The organism is Mycobacterium asiaticum (assembly GCF_001673365.1).
GTDB classification, from domain to species: Bacteria; Actinomycetota; Actinomycetes; order Mycobacteriales; family Mycobacteriaceae; genus Mycobacterium; species Mycobacterium asiaticum_A.
The window spans coordinates 1-21,582 of sequence record NZ_LZLS01000089.1 but is presented as its reverse complement, the minus strand read 5'-3'; the positions used below and the strand labels follow the sequence as shown (position 1 = coordinate 21,582).

The window sequence follows — 21,582 nt, the reverse complement described above, 5'->3', positions numbered from 1 at the left end:
CATCAGACGGCGACGCCCAGCAAGCCGGAACGGAGGTCGCCTGAAACACCCCGATCCACAGGTCTTGACAATTCCTCGGTCTCTGAATCTGCGCAGCTGGTTCGGCTCTGATTTCGCCCGAGGCCTGTCGGTGCGCCGCGCTATCTTGATCCGATGCGCTGGTTTGCCCGCCCTGATAATCGCTCGCTGGAGCTGAGGGTCGCCCCGCGGCTCGCCTCGTGGAACAAGGCTGACGATCCATATCAGGTCCGATTGCAGGAGTACCTCGACGATACGGAGGATTTGATCGCTGGCGGCGCACGGATCAGGGGCCCGTGGGCGCTGCGCCTCGACGTCGGTTTACCGAGTTCACGAGACCTGCTCGATGCCAGCGACCTGGATAACTACGCGTATCCGCTCGCATCGCGCCTGCACGATGTCGACTTGGTGTCGGTGTGGTGCACGAAGCGCCATGGCGAACAATCGTCTGTGCGGATCTGTGCCGCCCGAGAAATTCCTGCGCCCACCGCCGCCGGTGTGGTCGTCGCGACCACTGCGGCTTCTTCCACGAGCGTCGCCTACAAGGAGGCTATCCACGCCGCCGTCTCTGGCGCTGCCGTACTACCGGATGGTCCAGTTCGGCTCGAATTGTCCTTCGTGGTCGGCCCACGTCGCAATTGGCTGAACCTCTGGAAGCAGACGATCGACGCGCTCGACCCCCTGCTGGGTCGTACCCGGCCAGATCAGGCATGGCATCCCCGCGACGGCCGAATCACCGAACTCGGCCTGCACTGCACCGTGGACCAATTCGCCGGCAACAAGGTCGTAGTGGGCATCTACGCTTCGGCCCAATCCGCCAGTGTTAGCGAGGACAGCCCGCTCGACGTCCCACAAAGACCGGTTGGCGAGTTCGTCGACGTCGTGCCAGCTGATGCACTCGCCGGAGTGGATCAACGCACCCGCGCACACGAATTCCGGAATGACGACGCCGGCTATCTCGCATGGCTCGCCGCCAACCCGGAAGGCTTCGTCGTGAACATCACCCGTAACTACAACGTGTCTACCGCGCGGGTGCATCGCGCAACGTGCCGCACCATCAGCGGTCAGAATCCGCACAACGGGCCATGGACTGGTACCTACGTCAAGGTGTGCGCCGTTAAGTCGGCGGACGCCGAAGAGTGGGCCGCAAACACCGTGCGAAAGCCCATCCTGCCGTGCGGAACTTGCCGGCCCTGACACGTCTGACCGCCGCGGAGCGTAAAGATGCTCATCTGAGCTCGTCGGACTGGGACGCAGAACGACCCCGTGCGGCCCGTCGCTCGAATTTTGTTGATGCGCTATTGAGCTCGGACGCAAGCTGGGCGTAGCCAGCATCCAGGATTTGTTCGTGCATAGCCTCAGCGCCCACCCGAAGCAGAATCCGCAGTACAGCGGCATCCGAGCTGATGTCGCCCGAGGCGTAGTCATTGTGGTGTGCCCACTGTCGCAGAACCTCGAAAGCTGGCGAGCCCCGATGGAGGAAGGGAGCGATCATCGCCTCGTCTGCGTCGCGGAGAATCAGGCTCACTCGCTTACTCATTGCGGGGCCTTCCTTAGTCGTTGGGGCAAGTCGATCGCTTCGTTTCAGCTCGTCCCATCTTCCTTCCGCTGTTTGGGCAGTAGTGAGTAGAGCTGATTTTGCGCTGCCGCACTTCGTGTTTCAATCCCCGCCGCCGTAACGTAACGCTGCGACGTCGTCATCGACTCATGTCCGAGGAGTTTCATCAGCGTGTAGACGCTGACATTTGAGGTCGCGAGTTCAGTTGCATAGGTGTGGCGAAGGCCGTGCACCAGGGCGCCGGGCACGGGGCGCGCTTCAGGCCCTGCGCGTTTGAACGCGCGCTTAATACGTGACTGTAGAGTGCCCCGCGTCATCCGTTCACCGTCCCGACCGACGAACAGCGGGGCGGAATGCGGCCAGCCCGACAATGGTCTACTCGTCGGCGACGATGTGCGCTTCTTGCTCTGAGGAAACCGTCCGGCACGACTATCCATATAGGTTCCGATCATCTCCAGCAGGGCTGCCTCGATGGGGACGTTGCGTTCCTTGCCGCCTTTGCCTTTCACGTTGATCACTGCGGAGCCGTCGTCGAGCGTTCGTATGTCGCCAACATCGACCAGGCGCAGTTCTTCGGCCCGCAGTCCCGCGAGGAGTGCAGTGAGGATGAGCGCGAGATCTCTTTCTTTCCAATCTGTTCGGCGAGTATTGGACTCCTGCGTGACAGCAGAGAGCAATGCTTCCACAGCGGTTCGGGGGAGCGCTTTCGGCAGCGGCTTCTTCAGCTTCGGTCGTCCAACGAGCTGCATGGGGTTGGCCGCCAAAAGTTCGTTGGTATAGAGGAAGGTGCACAACACATTCCAGGTTGACCAACAGCGTCGGATCGATGCCGCCTCGTGGTCGGCTGCAAACGCCGCGAACGCAGCCCGCATCGAATCGCGAGTTATGTCAGCTGGACTGAGACGGGCCGGCTCACCACCGGTAAGCAGATTGGCAATGGCGACGAAGTCGCGGCGATAGGCCTTCATGGTGTGCGCCGAGGGTTTACTTGCCTGCCGGTGATCCAAGAACTGCTGGAACCACTCGGGGATCTCATCGACGGCCGGCGCGACGGCACCAGCTTCAATAGCGCCTTCGATGACGGAGTAGCCGGGATTGGTCTCATGCGACACACGGTCAGCCTCGCAGATGAACGATGGATAATCAACGTTATCCATATTATTGGGTGCTACGCGGTTCCAGCCTGCGTGAACAGGGGACGCTGCATCACCTACATAACGTCACAGTGACGAATTCAACGGTTCACGCTGGACTTCGAAGGCGCGGACTGTCCGCCGCTGTCAGGTAGTTCTGGACTGTCGATCGTCCTGTCCGGCGCTGTCAGATAGTCATGGATTCAGACTCAGCGTTATGTCCACGCCGGCCGAAGATCCGCAGGTGCACGGGCAGGGACCTGGGCGGGTGTCACTGTCAGATAGTTCTGGAACGGAGGGCGAGAAATCGGACAGCTACCAGGTTTTCCCGGATTACTCCCAACTAGTTCCGGATCGGACACAATCGCATCAAGGTGCGAGGCCTTGCATCTGATGCGGTTCGCATTGGCTAATTGCCGATAAGCGACATTATGTCAGGTCGAGTACGCCGTTTTCATCCGATGATTTATTCGACGGGCCGACAGAGGTCACGACTCCTCCCGTCGTTTCGGCTTCAAGTTGTCGGGTTTCAGATAATGATGACAACCTGTCCGGGCAGTGAACTGCCCTACTTTGTGTCGTTCGGGTGACTGGTATGCACCTGCTCCAGGTACACCGTGCGGTCCTCGACGAAGAACCAGATGCGGGCAGTGCCCTTGAGCGTTGGCTTGTGCTGCCAGCGCTCGTGGATCTTGCCTCCGCGGGCGATCGTGCCGAGTTCGCCACGCAGCGGGTAGTTGGTTGGTGTCTTGGCGAGAGGGGTTCGCGTCAGAAAGTCCCAGGCATCTGCGAGGGGATTGCGGATTGTTGCGGCGAGGTCCTGCCAGCCCTTGGCTGCGTCGCCGGTAGCGTAGCGAATCTCGTACTCGATCTTCTTCGGAGGACGAGGGACCAGTTCGCCGCGCTTGGCGGCCACGGCTACGGCCGCTTCACGATGACGTCGTCATCGTCCAACCACTCCGGCTCGCCCTGGTTGAGCCCGGCGGCGATGGCGGTCGCGGTCTCCTTCCACGAGGTCAGTTCCGCGAGCACCAGATGAGGCTGGCCAGTGGAGAACGACGCCCGCGCGGCGTCGACGAGGTCCTGGGCGCAGGTGGCCCGGTCGTCGGGTGACAGTGCGAGCATCCACGGAAAGGCCCTGGACATCCGCTCGGCGAGCGGACCGTTGTCGTCCACCGCCACGCCGATGAGCTGCGCGGCGAATTGGAGCATACGGTTGCGGCTTTCCGCCTCGCGCTGCGACATGAGCACGAGCGCCTCGCCGTCGCGCCGAGTCACCGTGACGGGGTGGTCCTCAGCCTCGGCGAACACCTCTGCGGAGTGCTTGCTCAGGTCCGAGGAGCGGCGCGTGGTGGCGCGGAGGGCTGTCGTGGTCATATCGACATGATATTCGGAACGTGTTCGGAAGTCTACTGTGCGCGGACCACATCAACTCCCCGTTGATCGACAGATGCAAAGCCGTCACCCCGCTAGCAAACAAGCCACTCCCCCTGGACCTTGACCTCGCCGGGGCCGATGTGTGCCGCCGTACCGGCAGTCAACTACGCGGTTGCAACTGTTCCCACATGGCCGCCGACCGACACGACAACGTGGGGAATACGGCGGAATCGGATATGGCGGGTTACCAGTAAACGTAGCCGTTTTCTATTGCGGCACAACGGGTTTCGGTTCCGGTCAGCTGATGTCAGGTTTTGGCGGGCAAGCTTGCCAGCGCTTCCGCAATACAGGTTGACCAGCGACGGTCCCCGAGCACGTTCACGCCGGTCTCCCGGCGCGACGCGCTGGTAATCACCACGCTCCAGGCTCGATCGCAACGCAGCAGGGTCGCTGTCGGAAACCAGGAACGTGGTCCACTTGCCGGAGTTGCCGACATAGGTCGTGTCGCCGGTGAACAGATAGGTTCCACCGTCGACACCGCTGACCAAGTAACACATGCTGCCCGGGGTGTGGCCGGGCGTGGGAATCGCCTCCAGGCCCGCGCCATGGGCACGGCGGCCTTCCAATGGGACATCGAGGTGTGCGTGCCGACTGATCTCGGCGGCTTCCGCGGCCGGCGCGTGCAATCGCGAACCGAACCGGTCGGCGATCCGGGCCAAGACCGGGCTTGCTTCATGCTTGTGCGACAAGAAGTGATCCTTGATGCCGCCCAGTCGTTCGATCGCATCGAAATCGGCATCGCCAGCGGTGCTGTAGAACAACACATTCCGTTCGGGTTGAGTCCACAGGTAAGCGTGAGTCATCAAGCCGGGAAACGGTGTGTCGGTGCGAGTTTCCCACAGATCGGATCGGATCTTCTGCATGCAGTCCGCCCTTCAACCAGGATCAGGAACGACGACAAAGTTCGGTTTCGTCCCGGCTACGCTCACCATAGTCCCGTCACCATCACCCGATTCGTTGTCGGCCACAAAGCTGTCGACGCCCGTGTTGCGTAATTTGCCGAACCTCTCATACGCAACCTGATTGCCAGCAACCGCTACCCCAGCAGCGCTGTGACGGTTGGCGTGACACGCCTCGACTGGAGCACGAGCGCGGAGTGCTTGCTCAGGTCCGAGGGGCGGCGCGTGGTGGTGCGGAGGGCTGCCGTGGTCGTATCGACCTGATTTTCGGAACATGTTCGGAAGCCCAGTGCGCGGCGGACCACATCGACTCCCCGTTGATCGAAGTGCGAGGTCGTCGCTACGCTAGCAAACAATCAACCCCCTGAATCGCAACCTCGCCGGAGCCTATGCGTGCCGCCTCACTGGAGGTCAACTACGTGGTCGCCAACCGTTCCCCCATCCCCCCGGCAGACACCCACATCGCGGGAATCTGGCGGAATCGAAAATGGCGTACTACCAGCAAAGTGCGTCATGTTGCGCTGCGCCCCAATTCTTTTCATCCGAAGTAATGATGACGGCGCAACGCTGCCCCGAGGGCTGGGCATCACAGATCCAGGACGAAGCGCAGCGCTTGGTCAATGGCTTGCATCCGCTCTGGACTGACCATTCCCTGCCGAGATGACAATCGTTCAACGGAAACAACGCGCAGTTGGTTCGTGCAGTAACTGCTATCTTCGGCTCAGATGCGTGCGCCTTTTTGGAGATTGCATTGGCGGCATAGGATTTTCAGGTTGTCGACGCTCGTGGCGCCGCCGAGGGCGAGCGGGATGATGTGGTCGTATTCGAGGTAGTGTTTTTCCTTACATTGCGTACACATGCCGCCGTCACGTTGCCAAACAGCCGATTTCACGTGTTGCGGGATCCTCCGAGTATCCCGCTGGCCGGGAACCAGTATGAGGCGTCTAATCTCGATCGATTCGCTGCGTGTTGCGCCAGGCATCGAAATCTGAAACGATCCGGCGGCGGTGCAGGAGGGGCATGATCCGCAGGTGGAGCGTGCCGTAGCCGTCGCCGTAAAAACCGTCACGAAGAACCCGCGCGTGCATGCTGAGCGTCTCTCCCGACTAGGCGAAATAAATCATGATTGAATATGATCCGCACAAATGGCTGAGCCACTTTTTTGATATCCGCGGCTCGCTGGTCCGGGAGATCAGCGGTCGAGTCTCCCTATGCGTCGCTTGGGGGGCAGCGGTTGTCGCCTTCCACAATTATGTTGCTCCGGTCAGCATGCCAATCCAACTGCACACACTGATGGGCCTAGCCCTCAGTCTCCTTCTGGTTTTCCGCACCAGCTCCAGTTATGACCGTTTTTGGGAGGGACGCAAATTATGGGGAGGGATCGTAAATGAAACACGGAACCTCGTGCGGAGCGCCAGCACATACCTAAAGGCGGATCCGGAGGTGGTCGCCCGGCTCACTCGATGGACAGCTGCCTTTCCATGGGCGGTGATGCACAGTCTGCGTGCTACTGAAGTCCTCGGGCCGCAAATCACGGAACTTCCGCTTGCCGAGGCGCAGGAGGCGATCGACGCCCAGCACCCCGCACTCGCTGTCGCCGGCAGCATGTCCGGTTGCCTGCGAGAGGCGCGTGAGCGCGGCTTGATCTCTGACATCATGCTCACGTCGATGGACCAGAACATTCAGCTCCTGGTCGACTACCTCGGCAGCTGCGAACGAATTCGCAAAACGCCGATGCCCTTCGCCTACGCCGTTCACCTGCGCCGGGCGCTTGTACTCTATTGCTTCACCCTCCCCTTCGCCATGGTCGAGACCTTCGGCTGGACGACCATTGTCGACGTCCTAGTCATCGCTTACACATTTTTCGGCATCGAGGAAATTGGCGTCGAAATCGAAGACCCCTTTGGGTATGACGCGAATGACCTCCCTCTTGAGGACATCTGCGAAGCGATTCACCGAAACGTCTATGCCCAAGCGGGTATCGAGAAGTTAAATCACGAATCTGCGTGAGTACCTGCGCGATGCTGCTTCCGGTATTCGCTGAGCCGCCACTGGAGAACCTTCACAATCCCCTCGCCGATGTTGGATCCGCTCATCTTCGACACGCCGATCTCGCGCTCAGTGAAGGTGATCGGCACCTCGACGACGGTGAAACCAGCTCTTGAGGTTTGCCAGGCCAACTCGACCTGGAAGCAGAAACCCGCGGAGTCCACCGAGGTCAAGTCAAGAGCCTCCAGCACTTCGCGCCGGTAGGCACGGTATCCGGCAGTCACGTCCTTGATGCCGATGCCCAGGATCAAGCGTGAATATGTGTTGGCCGCTTTTGACAACACAATGCGTCGCCGCGGCCAGTTGCGGACGACGCCGCCTGGGATATACCGAGAACCGATGACGAGATCAGCCCCTGCGTCAATCGCCTCCAACAGCCTGTGCAGCTGTTCGGGAGCGTGGCTGCCGTCAGCGTCCATCTCGACCAAAATCGAATAGCCGCGGCTTAAGCCCCACCTAAATCCAGCGAGGTATGCCCCACCCAGGCCGTCGGTTTCAGCACGATGAAGCACATGCGTACGCTCCGGATCGGCGGCTGCTAGTTCATCGGCGAGGTGGCCGGTGCCATCGGGGCTGTCGTCATCGACAATCAGGACATCAATATCGGCGCAGGCCGCCTTGACGCGCCGATAGATCAGTGGCAGGTTCTCAACCTCGTTGTAAGTAGGGATGATCAGCAGGACAGCGGCAGTCATTCAGCTCCTCGAACGCCCGATATTAAAAAGGCCGCCACGGCTTATGACGGCGATACCGATGTCAGCATAAGGGGCCGGCAAACACTTGCGAGACCGGCCAAGAACTACGGATCTCAGGTGGCACACCATGATTCATGGCCGGCCTATGCGTGTTGACCCGAGCCATGTCCGCCGTCGTGTCATGCTGCGCTGAAGGCTGAGCAACGTCGGCCGCTGTCCAAAGATCGATCTATTTGGAGGGTCCTCAGCAGATGAGGGATGTCATCGATTTGTTCGACCAGGCGATCTTCGTCGGCGAGCGAGCAACAGGGATGACTGATGTGGTGCAGTACATTTGGCTATACAACCGCGCCATAGATTCCGACGCTCTGCAGCAATTCCATTGCAACCTGAAGCTCGGTCGACTGTCTCGCCTCATCGAACGATTACCGGTTCCTTTCGGTCGTCATCGCTGGGTGTCGTCTGACTGCCACACAGAGATCGAGGTTGTGTCCGATGAACGCGACCGTTCGGAATTCGACCACTGGCTCGAGGAACAGGCCCATTCGCCCATCGACCCCGAGCGCGGGCCTGGGTGGCATTTAGCGTTGCTTCGATTTACCGACGGCGGCACTGGAATAAGTCTGGTGACTTCACACTGCATAGTCGATGGCACCGGATTAAACGAAGCGTTGTCAGCTGCCGCTAGCGAATTGGGGGATGCTCGAATCTGGAGTCCTCGCGGTACACGCCGGCGTTTGCCAGTGGCCTTGGAGGATACATGGCAGACCGTACGTGAACTCCCCGAGATCGGCCGGGCCGCCTTTGCCACGATTCGACGAGTCCGATCGACCGGTGATCGCGCCCCATCCGCCGCAAATGCATTGACGAGACCAATTGTTGGACCGGATGTTTGCGTCACCATGCCGACGGCCACCGTGTTCATCGATGCTCGGGCATGGGACGCTCAAGCGCAATCGCTAGGAGGCACGAGTAATACGTTGCTTGCCGGACTAGCGGTCCGCATTGCTGAGCGGGTTGGCAGGGTCGCCGCGGATGGTTCGGTGCTATTGACAATGCCAGTTGACGAGAGGACCGCCGACGACACGCGCGGGAATGCGGTTGCCCACCTCAATTTCACGGTTGATCCTGCATCCGTCACCCCGGACCTCCGTGAGCTACGCGCAACGATCAAAATGGCGCTTAGGCTGCGCGAAAATACACCCGACGAGCGACGGGCGCTACTGCCGATCGTTCCTCTATTACCGCAATGGTTGGTTCGGCGAATCGTCGGTGTGACCGCCACAAGCCCGACTAGCGTCAATTTCTCGAACCTTGGCACCATTCCTGCGCTTGTCGCGCGGCCAGACGGCACCCAAGCGGACCGTTTTGCAATCATGGGGCGCTACCCAGGTATGACGCAAAAAACCGTGCACCGTATCGGCGGACGGCTCCAACTGGTTTCAGGTCGTGCGGGCGGGCTTGTCTTCCTGACTGTCCTATCCTACGAACCCGGTTGCCCGAATTCCGATGACGCTCTGCGCCAGCAGGTTTGGGATTCCCTGGCGGACTTCTCGTTGGAGTTCCGGGCGGGATGGCAATAGGAGCCTGTCGAGGCCGCCTAAGCCGACCCCGGACCCGCGGTAGCCGGGGCAGCCGTCTCGCTGTGCTCAGTGCTTTGTGCTCGCGCGGGCAACATAAAGGCGACGACGATCGCCCCCGCAACGGCGAATGCAGCGCATGCCAAGCAGGCAACCAACATGCTTTCCAGAAATGCCGACTCGACTGCGTGACGGATCTGGGGTGCCGCGGGCGTCTGCTCAAGTACATGCCTTGCGCCTGCCATCGACTTTCGCATCGTGGCGAGAGTGGTTGGATTGATGCCATACAACGCGGGATTGTTCTCTAGCGAATGTGAATATACGGATGCGAAGATGCTGCCAATGAGGGCTACGCCGAAGCAGCCGCCTAGTTGACGAGCTACGCCCGTCACCGCGGATCCGACGCCAGCATCAGCGAGGCTGAGCGATCCCATGATTGCCTCACTGGCCGGAGCCATTGTGAAGCCCAGCCCGCAGCCCAGTGAAGCCATTGCTGCCCCGATGGCCCAGTAGGGTGTGCGATCGTCGAAGCTTCCTGTGGCAGCCACACCGGTTGCGAAGATCATCAGCCCAGCAGTGACAACAGCGGTGGTCCCCAGGCGTTCGACAACCCGCGGTGCCACAATGCTCACCCCCGCATACGTGGCTGCGAGCGGTACTAACCGCACCCCCGTGTCGAAAGCGCTGTATGCAGTGATGAATTGCATGTACTGCGTAGCGACGAAGATGAACCCACACATAGATAAGTAGGCAGCGGTGACGGCGACACTTCCGCCGGAAAACCGTCTACTCCCGAAAATCGACAGGTCAAGGATTGGGTGCCATGTTCGGCGTTCCCACCACACGAAGGCCGAGAGCAGGATAGCGGAAATCGCGACACCGACAACCGTTTTCCAAGTGAACCAGCCGATATTGGGCGCCTCGATAATTGTGTAGGTCAATACGGTGATGCCGATCGCTGAAACAAGCAAACCGGGCACATCGACTGGTAAGCGGTCGGGATTGCGTGATGTCTCCACAAACATGTTTGCCCCGACAACGGCAATGAGAGCTATCGGCACGTTGATCCAAAATATCGACCCCACGGCAAACTGCTCGATGAGCCACCCGCCCAAGATAGGTCCCGCAATTACTCCGAGCCCCATCACCGCCGACCATATTCCTATCGCCCTAGCGCGCTCGGTGGCGTCGACGAAGATGTTGGTGACCAAGGCGAGCGTTGTCGGAAGGATGATCGCTGCGCCGATGCCCATGACGGCGCGTGCCGCGATGAGCGCATCGGCTGACTGCACCGTAGCCGCGGACGCAGACGAGGCGGCCACCACAAGCAGTCCGATGCTGAGCCACCCACGTCTGCCGTAACGGTCTCCAAGATTTCCGGCTGCCAGGAGCAATCCGGCCGCGGTGAGCGCATACGAGTCCACGATCCATTGCAATTGTGCGTTGCTAGCTTTCAACGCGGTGGAGAACGTGGGTAATGCAACGTTGACAATCGTCAAGTCGATGCTGGCGATGAAGTTACTAAGGCAAATTACGGCTAGCACTACTTGCCGACGGGCGTGGGTGTTCATTACCAGTCTCCGATTCGTCATGCCGTTGTCAATCGAGATCCCAAGCGGGCACGGGCATCACAACTCTCGCATCGTGTTCAAGTCAGCTAAGGAGTGGAGATCGTTTGCAGCATTTGGCTTCGGGCGAGCGGCAAGCTCATCCAGGGCCAAGGTGCGACGCCGGCGAGGTGGCTGCCTAAGGCCTCGCGCTGCATCGGCTCAGTCAGAAGTCGACTCTCGTTCAGCAAACGCACAATGCGGGAGAAATCCTTCGGAGTGCTAACTGGCTGGGCCGTATCCGTCATCACTCTCCTGCTCTCGACCTGCCCTTGGTGGGAATAATCTACAGCAGCGTCAATCTTGTGAAGTCCACGAACGTGTAGCGACTTTCTATGAATCCTGCTAGCTCGAACCTCGTCGTCACAATTCGGGATACGTAAGAGTGAGGCGCCTGAAAAAGAATCGGAAACCAGGGTGGAGGTACGTGATGGCGACGCTAGTTGTTCAGACTTTTGTCACAACACAACTGAGTGCCGACCGTCGGTGCACCACGGGGGCGTGCTCAACGTGCGCATCGCTCGGGAGGGCCGCTGAGGAGGTGCCCGCTTGATGCCCCACGTCGAACCTCGTTGCTACCCCATCGTCCAGATCGCGCTTGCGGCGACGCCGATCACCGTGACGAGCGCTACCAAAAGCACCGTGAAAGACGCCCGTAAGATCTCTTCCTCCGTGACTCGCCAGCGCGGCTTCAGTTCGGCGCGAACGATCTCCCCGCGAGAGCCAAGAGCGTTGACTCTTGCGACCGCAAGAGTGACATCGTCATGCGCATGGGCTGCGTGGCCCTGGATTGGCTCGTCCGCGGCGATTGCGGTCGTCATATCAGCCCCCTAGTCATTGCGGATGCCGATCGGCCTAATCATGAGGTCGAAAGCTTCGGATCTGTCGTAGTTCCAACGCTACGAGTGCGAAATCACGATTGCGGTAGCCGATCCTTAACGGTCACAGCACAGAGTTGCGCCCGCGCAACGGGTCACCTCGGGCGAACAGTGATTGCGGGTTTTCGGGAAATGTACCTGCAGCACTGCTGAGATCCATTGTGCCGCAGCGCTATTGCGGTGGAAGCCGCGGGGCTAGCGCAAGTAGACCAGGGCATTGTTGCCGCCCTGGCACACCGAACCGGCGGCAGTGCACGTCATGGAGTAGGTCTGGCCGGTGACCGGGCTGCGCACGCTAAACGGCTCCGAGCCATGCCCGTAGGAGTGGTAAGCCTCGGCGGTGCTCATCGCGAATTCGCACGAGGTGGTTGCGTTGCCCGCGAACACCGATGCCCCGGCGCTCGACTTGCCGCAGTAGGTGTCTGCCCGCGCAACCGGGGACGCGCTCACCGCAGCGGCCACAGTGACCGCGAATGACACTGCAGATACTCCCAGAATTCGCTTGATCATTAGCTGAACCTTCCTGTGCGAGCTATACCAAGCTGACCCGAACTGGACCCGAAACCGCAAGAGCAATTCGCAGGGGCGAAAACACCACGCGGCCACAGACATGACGCAGACTTGTGCAATGAACTCCGAGTCGCCCCGCGTGTTGAACGGTCTGTCGGACGTACGCGCGTTTTTTCACACCAACGCCGTACCGCTGTACTTCATCTCGCCGACCCCGTTCAACTTGCTGGGTCTGGACCGCTGGATACGAAACTTCTTCTACCTCACCTACTTTGACTCGTTCGAGGGCACACATTCGCGCGTGTTCGTGCCCCGGCGACGTGACCGCCTCGACTTCGATTCCATGGGAGATGTCTGCAATCACCTCCTGTCGGATCCCGAGACACTCGAATTCATCGCGAGCCGGGGACCCGGCGGCAAGGTCTGCTTCGTGATGCTGGACGGCGAAACCCAGGCTCTTGCCCGGCAGGCAGGCCTGGAAATCATGCACCCGCCGGTAGAACTGCGCGAGCGCCTAGGCTCCAAGATCGTCATGACGCGCCTGGCCAACGAGGCGGGCGTACCGAGCGTGCCGCATGCGATCGGGCGGGCCGGCTCCTACGACGAACTGCTCACGCTGGCGCAAAACGCCGGGTTGGGCGACGATCTCGTCATCTCCGTCGCATACGGCAACGCCGGCAGCGGCACGTTCTTCGTGCACGGCCAGCGCGACTGGGACGAGCACGCTGCCGATCTGAGCTGCCAGCAAGAAGTCAAAGTCATGAAGCGGATCCGCAATGTCGAGGTGTGTATCGAAGGTGCCGTGACCCGCCATGGCACGGTGATCGGTCCCGCGATGACCAGTCTGGTCGGTTATTCCGAACTCACCCCCCACCGAGGCAGTTGGTGCGGCAATGACATCTGGCGCGAGGTGCTACCGCCCGAGCAGACCCATGCCGCTCGCGAAATGGTGCGCAAGCTGGGGGCCGTCCTGAGCCGCGAGGGTTACCGGGGCTACTTCGAGGTGGATCTTTTGCATGACCTGGACTCCGGGGAGCTTTACCTGGGTGAGTTGAATCCCCGCTTGAGTGGCGCCAGCCCGATGACGAACCTGACGACCGAGGCTTACGCGGACATGCCGCTGTTCCTCTTCCACCTGCTCGAGTACATGGACGTGGAGTATGAACTCGACATCGAGGACATCAACGCGCGCTGGGAGCGTGGCTACGGCGAGGACGAGGTCTGGGGACAGGTGATCCTCACCGAGACCTCACCGGAGATCGAACTGTTCACCGCGACGCCGCGAACCGGTGTGTGGCGCATTGACGACGACGGTCGCGTGTCTTTTGCGCGGTCGGCCAACGACTGGGCCACCTTGCTCGACGGGTCCGAGGCCTTCTACATGCGGGTCGCGGCACCGGGCGACTTGCGTTCCGAGGGCGCTCAACTCGGCGTTCTCGTGACTCGTGGCCACCTGCAGACCGACGATTATCAGCTCACCGAACGCTGTCGACGCTGGGTCAAGGGCATGAAGGCGAAGTTCGTCTCCACTCCTCTGGCCCCAGCATCGCCGATCGTCTCGCGTCTTGTCGCGCGGGCGTGAGCAGCGACTGCGTGAGTCGCGTCCCGGCCGGCATTTCGCTGGGCAACTGGCTGTCGGCGCCGTACGCGCAATGGTCTTTTCAGCACGTTGAAGACATGGTGCCGACCGCGGTAATCCCACGTGGGACCGGACCGACCGCCGCGCTGCGAACGGCCCAGTCCCCCGTCGCCGACATCCCGGTCACCAGCACCAACGGGGACACGACCACCGTTGGCGCCGTCATGGCTACCACAGCCACAGACGGCTGGACCGTGTCTCACCGCGGCTCGATGCTGGCCGAGGAGTACTGCGCCGACTTCGGCCCACAGACCCGCCACCTGCTGTTCTCGGTGAGCAAGTCGCTGGTGGCAGCGGTCGTCGGCGCGCTGCATGGGGCCGGCGCGATTGAGCTGGACGCGCCCGTTACCGCATTCGTCCCCGACCTTCGAGACTGCGGTTACGCCGGTGCCACGGTGCGCCAACTGCTGGACATGCGGTCGGGTATCGCATTCTCGGAGAACTACCTCGACCCCGCCGCGGAGATCCACCTGCTCGATCAGGCAATGGGCTGGGCGCCCAGAAGCACTCCGAACGCCCCGGCCACACTGAAACAGTTCCTGCTGAGTCTGCGCCAGAAGTCGGCGCACGGCGGCCCGTTTCAATATCGCTCTTGTGAAACCGATGTGCTCGGCTGGATTTGCGAAGTCGTTGGCGCCCAGCGGATGCCGGAACTGATGTCGGAATTGCTGTGGAGCCGCATCGGCGCTCAAGGCGATGCCAGTATCGGCGTAGACGGTTCAGGCACAGGGTTTTTCGACGGCGGCATCAGCGCCTGTCTCACCGACATGGTCCGGTTCGGGTCGCTGTTCCTGCGCGACGGTGTCTCCTTGACCGGCCGACAAGTAATGCCTGCGGCATGGGTCGCAGACACTCTGGGCGGCGGGGCCGACTCGCGTGAAGCATTCGCCGCCAGCCCCGACGACAACGAAATGCCCGGCGGGATGTACCGCAACCAGATGTGGTTCCCCTACCCCGGCAACAATGTCGTGCTGTGTCAGGGCATGTGCGGCCAAATGATCTACGTCAACCGCGCCGCGGAAGTTGTTGCCGCCAAGCTTTCCGCCCAACCAGACACTCATGAACCGCACATGCTGGACACGTTGCGCGCGTTCGATGCGGTCGCAGCCGAACTCGCTGAAACCTAGCTTGCAACAATGGGTGCTATGGCCGAGCAGAGCCTCTGGATGAAAAAAGTCGCCGAAGACCCTGGGCATTCGCACTGGTATGTCGAACGCTTCCGCTCAATGGCACGCGCTGGTGAGGATCTGGTCGGCGAAGCCCGCCTCGTCGACGCCATGGTGCCTCGCGGAGCGCGGATCCTTGACGCCGGATGTGGCCCCGGCCGGCTGGGCGGGTATCTGGCGTCGGTGGGCCATCAGGTTGTCGGCGTCGACGTCGACCCGGTGCTCATCGAGGCCGCCAAACGAGACCATCCCGGCCCACAGTGGCTGGTCGGTGACCTGGCGAACCTCGACCTGCCCGCCCGCGGCATCCCCGAACCGTTCGACGCCATCCTGTCCGCCGGCAACGTCATGACCTTTCTTGCGCCCAGCACCCGGGTCGCAGTGCTGACCCACCTGCGAGCCCACCTCGCCGACGGCGCCCGGGCGGTTATCGGCTTCGGCGCCGGTCGCGGCTATGAGTTCGATGAGTTTCTCGACGATGCGGCAGCGGCCGGACTCGCGCCGGATGTGTTGCTGTCCAGCTGGGATTTGCGCCCCTTCGGCGACGACTCCGACTTCCTCGTCGCAATTCTTCGGTGAGTCGAACGGTCCGACGGCACCGGCGGCACGTGGCGTCTGTACCGTGGCCACGGTGAATTCCTCGCGCCTGTCTTCGGCCGTTACGCTCCTTGCCTGCGCCGCGTCGGTCGTCCTGGCCTCCACGGCCTGCGGTTCCCCAACGAACACGTCGTCCACCTCGTCGGCGAGCACGCCCGCGCCCGCCGATGTCTTGACGCGGCCAACCATCATTGCCACGGCGGGAGCGTGTCCGACCACGGCCCCGCAGAATGGCGGCCCACCGGAGTGGACCCTGGCTGGGACTACCGGCAGCGTCGCAGTCACCGGATCCACAGACACCGCAGCCCCGCGCGTGACGGTGACGCCACCGTTCAGCGTGGCCCAGACCCAGGTGCACACCCTGCACGCCGGTGACGGTCCCGTCGTGCCCAGCACGGCGAGGGTCTCGGTTTGCTACATGGGCGTCAATGGGCGCGACGGTTCGGTGTTCGACACCACCTACGAACGAGGCGCCCCGGTTGACTTCCCGCTCGGCGGGGTCGTGCCAGGCTTCCAAAAGGCCATCGCGGGACAAAAGGTCGGGTCCACGGTGGCCGTCGCCATGACTTCCGCAGACGGCTACCCCAACGGCCAGCCCGGTGCTGGCATCCTGCCGGGCGACTCGCTGATCTTCGCGATCAAGATCCTCAGCTCCTCGAGCTAAGCCCGCGGTCGACCGCGTCCCGGACCCGCCCGCGTGCCCGGTCGAGCCGGGCCGCGGCCTCGTCCGCATCAACGCCGGCGAGCAGCGCCACGATCGCCGTTTTCGCGTGACCAGTGGCGGCGGCGAGCGCGGCGGAAGCTGTCTCCTCGTCGACCCCGGCAGCGTCCCGCACGATGCGCACCGCGCGCCGTCGCACCTTTGCATTCGTCACGCGCACGTCGACCATCCGCGGACCATAGGCCTTGCCCAGCGCGATCATCACGCTCGTCGAGAGTGCGTTCAAGACGACCTTCTGGGCCGTCCCCGCCGTCAAGCGCGTGGAACCGGCCAACACCTCCGGACCGGTCAGCAACTCGATCACTATCTCCGCCGACGCCTCGGCGCTCGTGTTGTTGACGATCGCCACGGTCAGCGCACCGACCCCGCGTGCATGTTCAAGCGCCCCAACGACATACGGTGTGCGACCCGACGCGGTGATCCCGACGAGCGCGTCGCCTGCCGTCAGATCGGCAAGGTCGGCCGGATCAAATGCATCCTCCGCGCCTTCGATCGCCTCCGTGAGCGCTGCCGGCCCGCCCGCGATCACTCCCCTTACCTGCTCGGTGCCGAATGTCGGCCCGCATTCGGCCGCGTCGAGCACGCCGAGGCGCCCCGGGGTCCCGGCGCCGGCGTAAATAAGGCGCCCGCCACGCTCGAGCCGTGCCGTTATCGCCTCCGCCGCCGCCGCGATCTGTGGTACTGCTGCGGAAATGGCCCCATGCGCCTCGCCCTCGGCGGCGACGAGCAGCGCGATAATCTCGCCGATGGATCGCGTGTCGAGGTCGTCCAGACCGGGGCGCACCGCCTCGGTCGCGAGCGCGTCCAGAGTGTGCGTCGCAGTAGCCGCCTGTAGACGGATCACGTGCGGTTGGTGGATCTGGCTCAGTCGCAGCGCCCCATCGAGTGCGTCGCCGGCCGCTGGGACCAGGTCGAGGCCCACCCGCAACTCCTCGAACCCCGCAAGACCGCCGACCATCGCGACCGGGCCCTCTCCCGCGGCGCGGGCCGTAGCAGCGAGCGCCTTGGCGGCGGCCCGGATGATCGCCTGTGCCGTGGCGTCGTCGCGTGCCGCGAAAACCTCGGGCGCGAAGGTCGCGACCGCAGCTGCATCGGCCAATTGCGTCGGCCAAGTCGACGGCGCGCCGAAACTGGCGAGCGCGGCGTCGAGCAATGTGGTTGACGGCCCGCGCCGATCGTGGGCGCGTAGCGCCGCGCGCAAACCGGCGGCTCCGATCCACGCGCCACCGCCCTCGTCGCCCAGCCACGGACCCCAACCGTCGGCTGTCCGCAGGCTGCCGTCCGCTTCGATCGCAAGTGCCGCCACACCGGTGCCCACAATCAGCACGACCCCCGCTGCTCCGCCGAACGCACCGGCGTGCGCGAGCACCGCGTCGCTGGTCACCGCAACGCTATTTGTCCGCAGCGAAGTCAGCAGCGCATCGCCCAACGCGCGCGCGGCGTGCGGCGCTGAAAGCGCCCCGGCCGCGCCCACAATCACTTCGTCGAACGGTCCAAAGTCGCGCGCTAGGGCCAAGATTGCCGACAGGCCGGCACGCACCCCACCGGGCGCAGCCAACCCCGGCGCACCTGTCCCGACGATCCGGCGGCCGTGGCCCGCGACCCGGCAGGACGTCTTGCCGAGATCGACGGCAAGGATCCCCGCTTTGTTAGCTTGCTGAGCGCTCACCTGCCACCTCGTGTTATCGATGATTCTCGACGACATTTTTCCCCGGTCATCTTTCGTTGAAATGACCAAAAATCGCGTTAGGCTCCACGAGGTCATGGTCATCGGCGATCAGGAGCGCAACATGAAAGACGATGTAGAGGACGTGGAGCGCGACACTCAGCGAGATGTCCGTCGCCTGCGCGAATTCAGTACGTTCGAAAAGTTTTCCGATTCCGAGCTCGATCGCCTGGTGCGAGCCTCGCAACACACATCGCAGTCGGTGCCCTGGCCGCTGATACGCGAGCAGACGCCGTCGGACGCATGCTTCATCCTGCTCAGCGGCGAGGTCGGCGTGTACGTCGGTGAAGACCGCGTCGCGGTGGTCGGTCCCGGTGAGGTGATCGGCGAATCCGCCCTTCGCCGTGGGCAATTGCGCTCTGCGACGGTAACGACGATCGGGCCCGCCGAGGTGCTGCGCATAGGTCGCGATGACCTGGCTCGGCTGCTCAAAGAGATTCCCGCACTGCGTGAAACGATGGAGGCGACCGCTGCGCGCCACGTGGCCGCCGCTCCCCCGCCGAAGCCAAAGCCCACGCATTCGAGGATCAATGCCTCGGTGCCGTCGGAGTTGCTCGAGCGGTTCGAGCACGCCGCCGACACTGCCGGTGTGGGTGTGCCGGCCGCCCTCGAGAGCGCGCTCTCCGACTGGATCGAACGCAACGGCAAAACCTAGCCGACATAAGCGTTAGGCGTCTTTGACGCCACTATTCTGTGCACGTGCCTGGGCGCGTGAAACCTCAGCCGTCAGTGCGTCGCTGGCATGCGATCGGCTTGACGGGCTATCTGGCAATGCTGGCCATTTATGCCGCGTACAGCACACACCCCGCCGACGCCGCGTCCGGCGCTCGACTTCGCTGGCTACTAGTTGGGTCGGCCATCCTGGCAGGCATCACCGCGGTGGTCGGCTGGTTTCGTGGGTGGCAAGAACGACGTGGGTTGCTCATGGCGTGGTCGGTGGCATCGCTGGTTGTGATGATTTTGGCCGGGGTGATCGATTCCCGCGCGACTCGGGACTTCCCCGGCACGATCACTATCGCGTTCGCCTACATCGGCCTCACCTGTCCACGCTGGCGCTCGCTTTGGGCCGTCCCGTTGGGTGTTGCCGCCTTCGTGCTGGGGGGCGCGCGGGTGCTGCCCGACGACCTGCCGAAAATCGTGTTGACCGCGATCATGTGGGTGCTCGTCGCGGAGGTCCCCGCGTGGCTGATCTCCCGATTAGAGGCGCAGAGCGCGCTGCTTGAGAAGATCGCGCAGACCGACGCGCTCACCCAACTGCTCGACCGAAGCACCCTCGGACCTCGGCTGTCGATGCACGCCAGCGAATCCGCCGTGGTACTCCTCGATCTCGACAAGTTCAAGGACTACAACGACCAGCACGGGCACGAGGCCGGCGACGAACTCTTGGTCGCCTTCGCTGACGCCTTGCGCTGGTCAGTTCGCAAGGACGACATCATCTTCCGTATCGGCGGCGACGAATTCCTGCTGATGCTGATCGGCGCTGATCGCGCCGAGGCCGAACAGGTCGTCGAGCGACTGCACAGCCACTGGGCTGAGCGCGGTGTGCCCGTGGGGTTCAGCGCCGGCATCGCCGCCGGCGAGAGCGACCTGCTGCGACTTGCTGACGAGCACATGTACGCCGCCAAGCGCTCTCGCGGCTTGTCCACCGAGTAGCCACATGGTTCAGCTGACGATGCGAAATCGCTTGGTCCGGGACGTTGTTCCGGAAACCAGCTCGACTCGACTCTTGGGCAGTTGAAGGTGAGCAGCCAGTAGTTGGGTGACCGCGTTGTTGGCTTTTCCGTCTACCGCCCGCTCCCGGACATAAATCGTCAGTCCCCCGTCCGGGTCGACCTCGACGAGGGGACCCTTGCGGCTGCCGGGCTTGACCCTGACGACGACGGAGTCGCTCACGCAGGGTAACGCTACGTGCTCTGATCTGCCGGAACGGCCGATCTGAGGCGTTATCTGAGAGAAAGCTTATAGCTGCGTGAGCAAATCGTATGTATCAGTACATCGCATACGAAAACGCATGCAACTCGCTTTTCCATCCGATAGATTCGCGCATCACAAGCGATGGCGGCCTCGCAATCTGGCCGATGGTGGCGAGAAAGGCACAGGTAGATGAACTTTTCAGTGTTGCCCCCCGAGGTCAATTCCCTGCGAATGTTTACCGGCGCGGGCTCCGCGCCGATGTTGGAGGCAGGGGCCGCGTGGAACGCGCTCGCCGCAGAACTGGACTCGGCGGCGGAGTCATTTTCTTCGCTGACTTCGGCCTTGGCCGCTCAGGCGTGGCAGGGGCCGTCGTCGCAGGCAATGCTCGCCGCGGCCACCCCGTATGCCGGCTGGCTGAGTACCGCATCGGCTCAAGCATCGGAGGCAGCGGCGCAGGCACAGTCCGTAGTAAGCGCGTTCGAGGCGGCACGGGCGGCCACCGTCCTACCAGCCGCGGTATCGGCCAACCGTTCTGGGCTGGTGTCCCTGGTGCTGTCGAACCTGTTCGGCCAAAACGCGCCGGCAATTGCGGCCGTCGAGAGTCTCTATGAAGAGATGTGGGCTCAGGACGTCGCCGCGATGGTGGGATACCACGCGGGAGCGTCAGCGGCCGTTTCCCAGCTGGTCGCCCCCGCAGCGGCCCTGTTGCCCAGTTTCGGGTACGGCAATGTCGGTGAGGGCAATATCGGGTTCTTCAATACCGGCACCCTGAACCTGGGGATCGGCAATGTCAGTCCGAACTTCACCCCGACGGATCCGATCACGACCTTTGGTGGGTTCGGGATCGGCAACAACGGTCTAGACAATGTGGGTGCGTTCAACAGGGGGATGCAGAACGTTGGGTTGCTCAACAACGGTCAGCTGAACCTGGGGTTCGGTAACACCGGCACGGGTAATAGTGGGTTGCCGTTGGGTCCGTTGCAGATGTTGGGCATCGGTAATAACGGCAATTTCAACCAGGGCCTGTTTTTGACTGGTGATCATTTGATCGGTATCGGGCCGCTGAGTATTAGTAGTGCGGCGTTGGGTCAGGTGTTGCCGGGTGCGGCCGCGGATCTGGGGGTTAACTACGGTTACGGCAATGTCGGCAATAACAATGTCGGGTTCTTCAATACCGGTGATCTGAATCTGGGCATTCTGAATCAGGGGCTGGGCAACCTCGGTCTTAGCAACATCAGCCCTAACCCGAACAACTTGATGGCGGGCAATATCGGGGCGTTTAACAATGGGCTGGCCAATATTGGTATCGGCAACACCGGCAGCGTCAACTTGGGCTTTGGCAACGTGAGCCCCCACTTTGCTGTCGACCCCGCCAACCCGACCATGGGCAACTTCGGCTTCTTTAACAACGGGCTGGGTAACTTCGGCATCGCCAACACCGGCACGGGTAACGGC

21 protein-coding genes and 1 pseudogene are annotated in these 21,582 nt (G+C 62.3%); 10 read left to right on the top strand and 12 right to left on the bottom strand.

Translation table 11 applies throughout. The annotated features are described in order from the left end of the window. The first annotated feature begins 153 nt into the window (after window positions 1-153). Window positions 154-1,215 (top strand): hypothetical protein, encoded by a 1,062-nt coding sequence (locus A5634_RS28910; RefSeq protein ID WP_065143876.1) that lies wholly within the window; start codon window positions 154-156, stop codon window positions 1,213-1,215. A gap of 387 nt (window positions 1,216-1,602) precedes the next feature. Here the strand turns inward: A5634_RS28910 and A5634_RS09945 are convergent, their stop codons facing one another. The 5 genes from A5634_RS09945 to A5634_RS27195 all read right to left on the bottom strand — a co-directional run bounded on the left by A5634_RS09945 (window position 1,603) and on the right by A5634_RS27195 (window position 5,937). Then, complete coding sequence (locus A5634_RS09945; RefSeq protein WP_081290325.1) at window positions 1,603-2,733, bottom strand: tyrosine-type recombinase/integrase; 1,131 nt, start codon at window positions 2,731-2,733, stop codon at window positions 1,603-1,605. A 544-nt stretch (window positions 2,734-3,277) separates the two neighbouring features. Beyond that, on the bottom strand, window positions 3,278-3,625 hold the full coding sequence (locus A5634_RS09940; protein WP_065143875.1) for a hypothetical protein: 348 nt from the start codon (window positions 3,623-3,625) through the stop codon (window positions 3,278-3,280). Between the two features lie 2 nt (window positions 3,626-3,627). Continuing rightward, window positions 3,628-4,086 (bottom strand): type II toxin-antitoxin system Phd/YefM family antitoxin, encoded by a 459-nt coding sequence (locus A5634_RS09935; protein WP_065143874.1) that lies wholly within the window; start codon window positions 4,084-4,086, stop codon window positions 3,628-3,630. A gap of 164 nt (window positions 4,087-4,250) precedes the next feature. After that, a complete protein-coding gene (locus A5634_RS09925; RefSeq protein ID WP_367593453.1) occupies window positions 4,251-5,009 on the bottom strand; it encodes an MBL fold metallo-hydrolase in 759 nt (252 codons plus the stop codon). A 757-nt stretch (window positions 5,010-5,766) separates the two neighbouring features. Beyond that, window positions 5,767-5,937 (bottom strand): HNH endonuclease, encoded by a 171-nt coding sequence (locus A5634_RS27195; RefSeq protein WP_253861534.1) that lies wholly within the window; start codon window positions 5,935-5,937, stop codon window positions 5,767-5,769. Window positions 5,938-6,167: 230 nt separating this feature from the next. Here A5634_RS27195 and A5634_RS09920 point away from each other — a divergent pair, with 230 nt between their 5' ends. Further along, the gene (locus A5634_RS09920; protein ID WP_065143872.1) at window positions 6,168-7,055 is read left to right on the top strand and encodes a bestrophin family protein; all 888 of its coding nucleotides are present in this window, start codon (window positions 6,168-6,170) and stop codon (window positions 7,053-7,055) included. On the opposite strand, the gene A5634_RS09915 is transcribed toward A5634_RS09920, so the two are convergent. Continuing rightward, complete coding sequence (locus A5634_RS09915) at window positions 7,040-7,789, bottom strand: polyprenol monophosphomannose synthase (RefSeq protein ID WP_065143871.1); 750 nt, start codon at window positions 7,787-7,789, stop codon at window positions 7,040-7,042. The two genes, A5634_RS09920 and A5634_RS09915, sit on opposite strands and share 16 nt — an antisense overlap. Before the next feature lie 251 nt (window positions 7,790-8,040). On the opposite strand from A5634_RS09915, the gene A5634_RS09910 reads away from it, so the two are divergent. Further along, the gene (locus A5634_RS09910; protein WP_065143870.1) at window positions 8,041-9,372 is read left to right on the top strand and encodes a hypothetical protein; all 1,332 of its coding nucleotides are present in this window, start codon (window positions 8,041-8,043) and stop codon (window positions 9,370-9,372) included. 17 nt (window positions 9,373-9,389) lie between these two features. On the opposite strand, the gene A5634_RS09905 is transcribed toward A5634_RS09910, so the two are convergent. The 3 genes from A5634_RS09905 to A5634_RS09890 form a co-directional block, all read right to left on the bottom strand. Beyond that, window positions 9,390-10,940, bottom strand: a complete 1,551-nt coding sequence (locus A5634_RS09905; protein WP_065143869.1) for a DHA2 family efflux MFS transporter permease subunit — start codon at window positions 10,938-10,940, stop codon at window positions 9,390-9,392. A 611-nt stretch (window positions 10,941-11,551) separates the two neighbouring features. Next, window positions 11,552-11,797 carry a hypothetical protein gene (locus tag A5634_RS09895; RefSeq protein ID WP_065143867.1) on the bottom strand — a complete coding sequence of 82 codons (246 nt, stop codon included), beginning with the start codon at window positions 11,795-11,797 and terminating at the stop codon, window positions 11,552-11,554. 252 nt (window positions 11,798-12,049) lie between these two features. After that, the gene (locus A5634_RS09890) at window positions 12,050-12,364 is read right to left on the bottom strand and encodes a hypothetical protein (RefSeq protein ID WP_065143866.1); all 315 of its coding nucleotides are present in this window, start codon (window positions 12,362-12,364) and stop codon (window positions 12,050-12,052) included. Window positions 12,365-12,482: 118 nt separating this feature from the next. Here A5634_RS09890 and A5634_RS09885 point away from each other — a divergent pair, with 118 nt between their 5' ends. From A5634_RS09885 to A5634_RS09870, 4 genes are read left to right on the top strand one after another with little or no spacing between them, the layout of a single operon-like run. Then, complete coding sequence (locus A5634_RS09885; RefSeq protein ID WP_065143865.1) at window positions 12,483-13,946, top strand: biotin carboxylase; 1,464 nt, start codon at window positions 12,483-12,485, stop codon at window positions 13,944-13,946. 38 nt (window positions 13,947-13,984) lie between these two features. Then, complete coding sequence (locus A5634_RS09880; protein WP_253861535.1) at window positions 13,985-15,130, top strand: serine hydrolase domain-containing protein; 1,146 nt, start codon at window positions 13,985-13,987, stop codon at window positions 15,128-15,130. An 18-nt stretch (window positions 15,131-15,148) separates the two neighbouring features. Further along, window positions 15,149-15,748, top strand: coding sequence for a class I SAM-dependent methyltransferase (locus A5634_RS09875; RefSeq protein ID WP_081290326.1), 600 nt, complete (start codon window positions 15,149-15,151; stop codon window positions 15,746-15,748). Window positions 15,749-15,800: 52 nt separating this feature from the next. Then, the gene (locus A5634_RS09870) at window positions 15,801-16,430 is read left to right on the top strand and encodes an FKBP-type peptidyl-prolyl cis-trans isomerase (RefSeq protein ID WP_065143879.1); all 630 of its coding nucleotides are present in this window, start codon (window positions 15,801-15,803) and stop codon (window positions 16,428-16,430) included. On the opposite strand, the gene murQ is transcribed toward A5634_RS09870, so the two are convergent. Both murQ and A5634_RS30315 read right to left on the bottom strand, forming a co-directional pair. Then, window positions 16,414-17,295 (bottom strand): N-acetylmuramic acid 6-phosphate etherase, encoded by an 882-nt coding sequence (gene murQ, locus A5634_RS30320; protein WP_065143880.1) that lies wholly within the window; start codon window positions 17,293-17,295, stop codon window positions 16,414-16,416. The two genes, A5634_RS09870 and murQ, sit on opposite strands and share 17 nt — an antisense overlap. A gap of 138 nt (window positions 17,296-17,433) precedes the next feature. After that, window positions 17,434-18,192 (bottom strand): annotated as a pseudogene (locus A5634_RS30315) (BadF/BadG/BcrA/BcrD ATPase family protein); the annotation flags it as partial. Window positions 18,193-18,277: 85 nt separating this feature from the next. Between A5634_RS30315 and A5634_RS09860 the strand changes: the two are divergent. Together A5634_RS09860 and A5634_RS09855 are read left to right on the top strand one after the other, a co-directional pair. After that, complete coding sequence (locus A5634_RS09860) at window positions 18,278-18,868, top strand: cyclic nucleotide-binding domain-containing protein (RefSeq protein WP_065143878.1); 591 nt, start codon at window positions 18,278-18,280, stop codon at window positions 18,866-18,868. Between the two features lie 44 nt (window positions 18,869-18,912). After that, entirely contained in the window at window positions 18,913-19,866 is a 954-nt protein-coding gene (locus A5634_RS09855; RefSeq protein WP_065143877.1) for a GGDEF domain-containing protein, read from the top strand. A gap of 9 nt (window positions 19,867-19,875) precedes the next feature. Here A5634_RS09855 and A5634_RS09850 read toward each other — a convergent pair whose 3' ends face one another. After that, window positions 19,876-20,106, bottom strand: coding sequence for a DUF167 domain-containing protein (locus A5634_RS09850; protein WP_065143863.1), 231 nt, complete (start codon window positions 20,104-20,106; stop codon window positions 19,876-19,878). A 210-nt stretch (window positions 20,107-20,316) separates the two neighbouring features. Between A5634_RS09850 and A5634_RS09845 the strand changes: the two genes are divergently transcribed. Beyond that, on the top strand, window positions 20,317-21,582 hold a 1,266-nt coding region (locus A5634_RS09845), incomplete at its 3' end, for a PPE family protein (protein ID WP_065143862.1).

Excerpts from the sequence above, each read along its gene's own strand:
- A5634_RS28910 (WP_065143876.1), top strand. The coding sequence starts at position 154 with ATGCGCTGGTTTGCCCGCCCTGATAATCGCTCGCTGGAGCTGAGGGTC.
- A5634_RS09945 (WP_081290325.1), bottom strand. The coding sequence starts at position 2,733 with ATGGATAACGTTGATTATCCATCGTTCATCTGCGAGGCTGACCGTGTG.
- A5634_RS09935 (WP_065143874.1), bottom strand. The coding sequence starts at position 4,086 with ATGACCACGACAGCCCTCCGCGCCACCACGCGCCGCTCCTCGGACCTG.
- A5634_RS09925 (WP_367593453.1), bottom strand. The coding sequence starts at position 5,009 with ATGCAGAAGATCCGATCCGATCTGTGGGAAACTCGCACCGACACACCG.
- A5634_RS09920 (WP_065143872.1), top strand. The coding sequence starts at position 6,168 with ATGATTGAATATGATCCGCACAAATGGCTGAGCCACTTTTTTGATATC.
- A5634_RS09915 (WP_065143871.1), bottom strand. The coding sequence starts at position 7,789 with ATGACTGCCGCTGTCCTGCTGATCATCCCTACTTACAACGAGGTTGAG.
- A5634_RS09910 (WP_065143870.1), top strand. The coding sequence starts at position 8,041 with ATGAGGGATGTCATCGATTTGTTCGACCAGGCGATCTTCGTCGGCGAG.
- A5634_RS09905 (WP_065143869.1), bottom strand. The coding sequence starts at position 10,940 with ATGAACACCCACGCCCGTCGGCAAGTAGTGCTAGCCGTAATTTGCCTT.
- A5634_RS09895 (WP_065143867.1), bottom strand. The coding sequence starts at position 11,797 with ATGACGACCGCAATCGCCGCGGACGAGCCAATCCAGGGCCACGCAGCC.
- A5634_RS09890 (WP_065143866.1), bottom strand. The coding sequence starts at position 12,364 with ATGATCAAGCGAATTCTGGGAGTATCTGCAGTGTCATTCGCGGTCACT.
- A5634_RS09885 (WP_065143865.1), top strand. The coding sequence starts at position 12,483 with ATGAACTCCGAGTCGCCCCGCGTGTTGAACGGTCTGTCGGACGTACGC.
- A5634_RS09875 (WP_081290326.1), top strand. The coding sequence starts at position 15,149 with ATGGCCGAGCAGAGCCTCTGGATGAAAAAAGTCGCCGAAGACCCTGGG.
- A5634_RS09860 (WP_065143878.1), top strand. The coding sequence starts at position 18,278 with ATGAAAGACGATGTAGAGGACGTGGAGCGCGACACTCAGCGAGATGTC.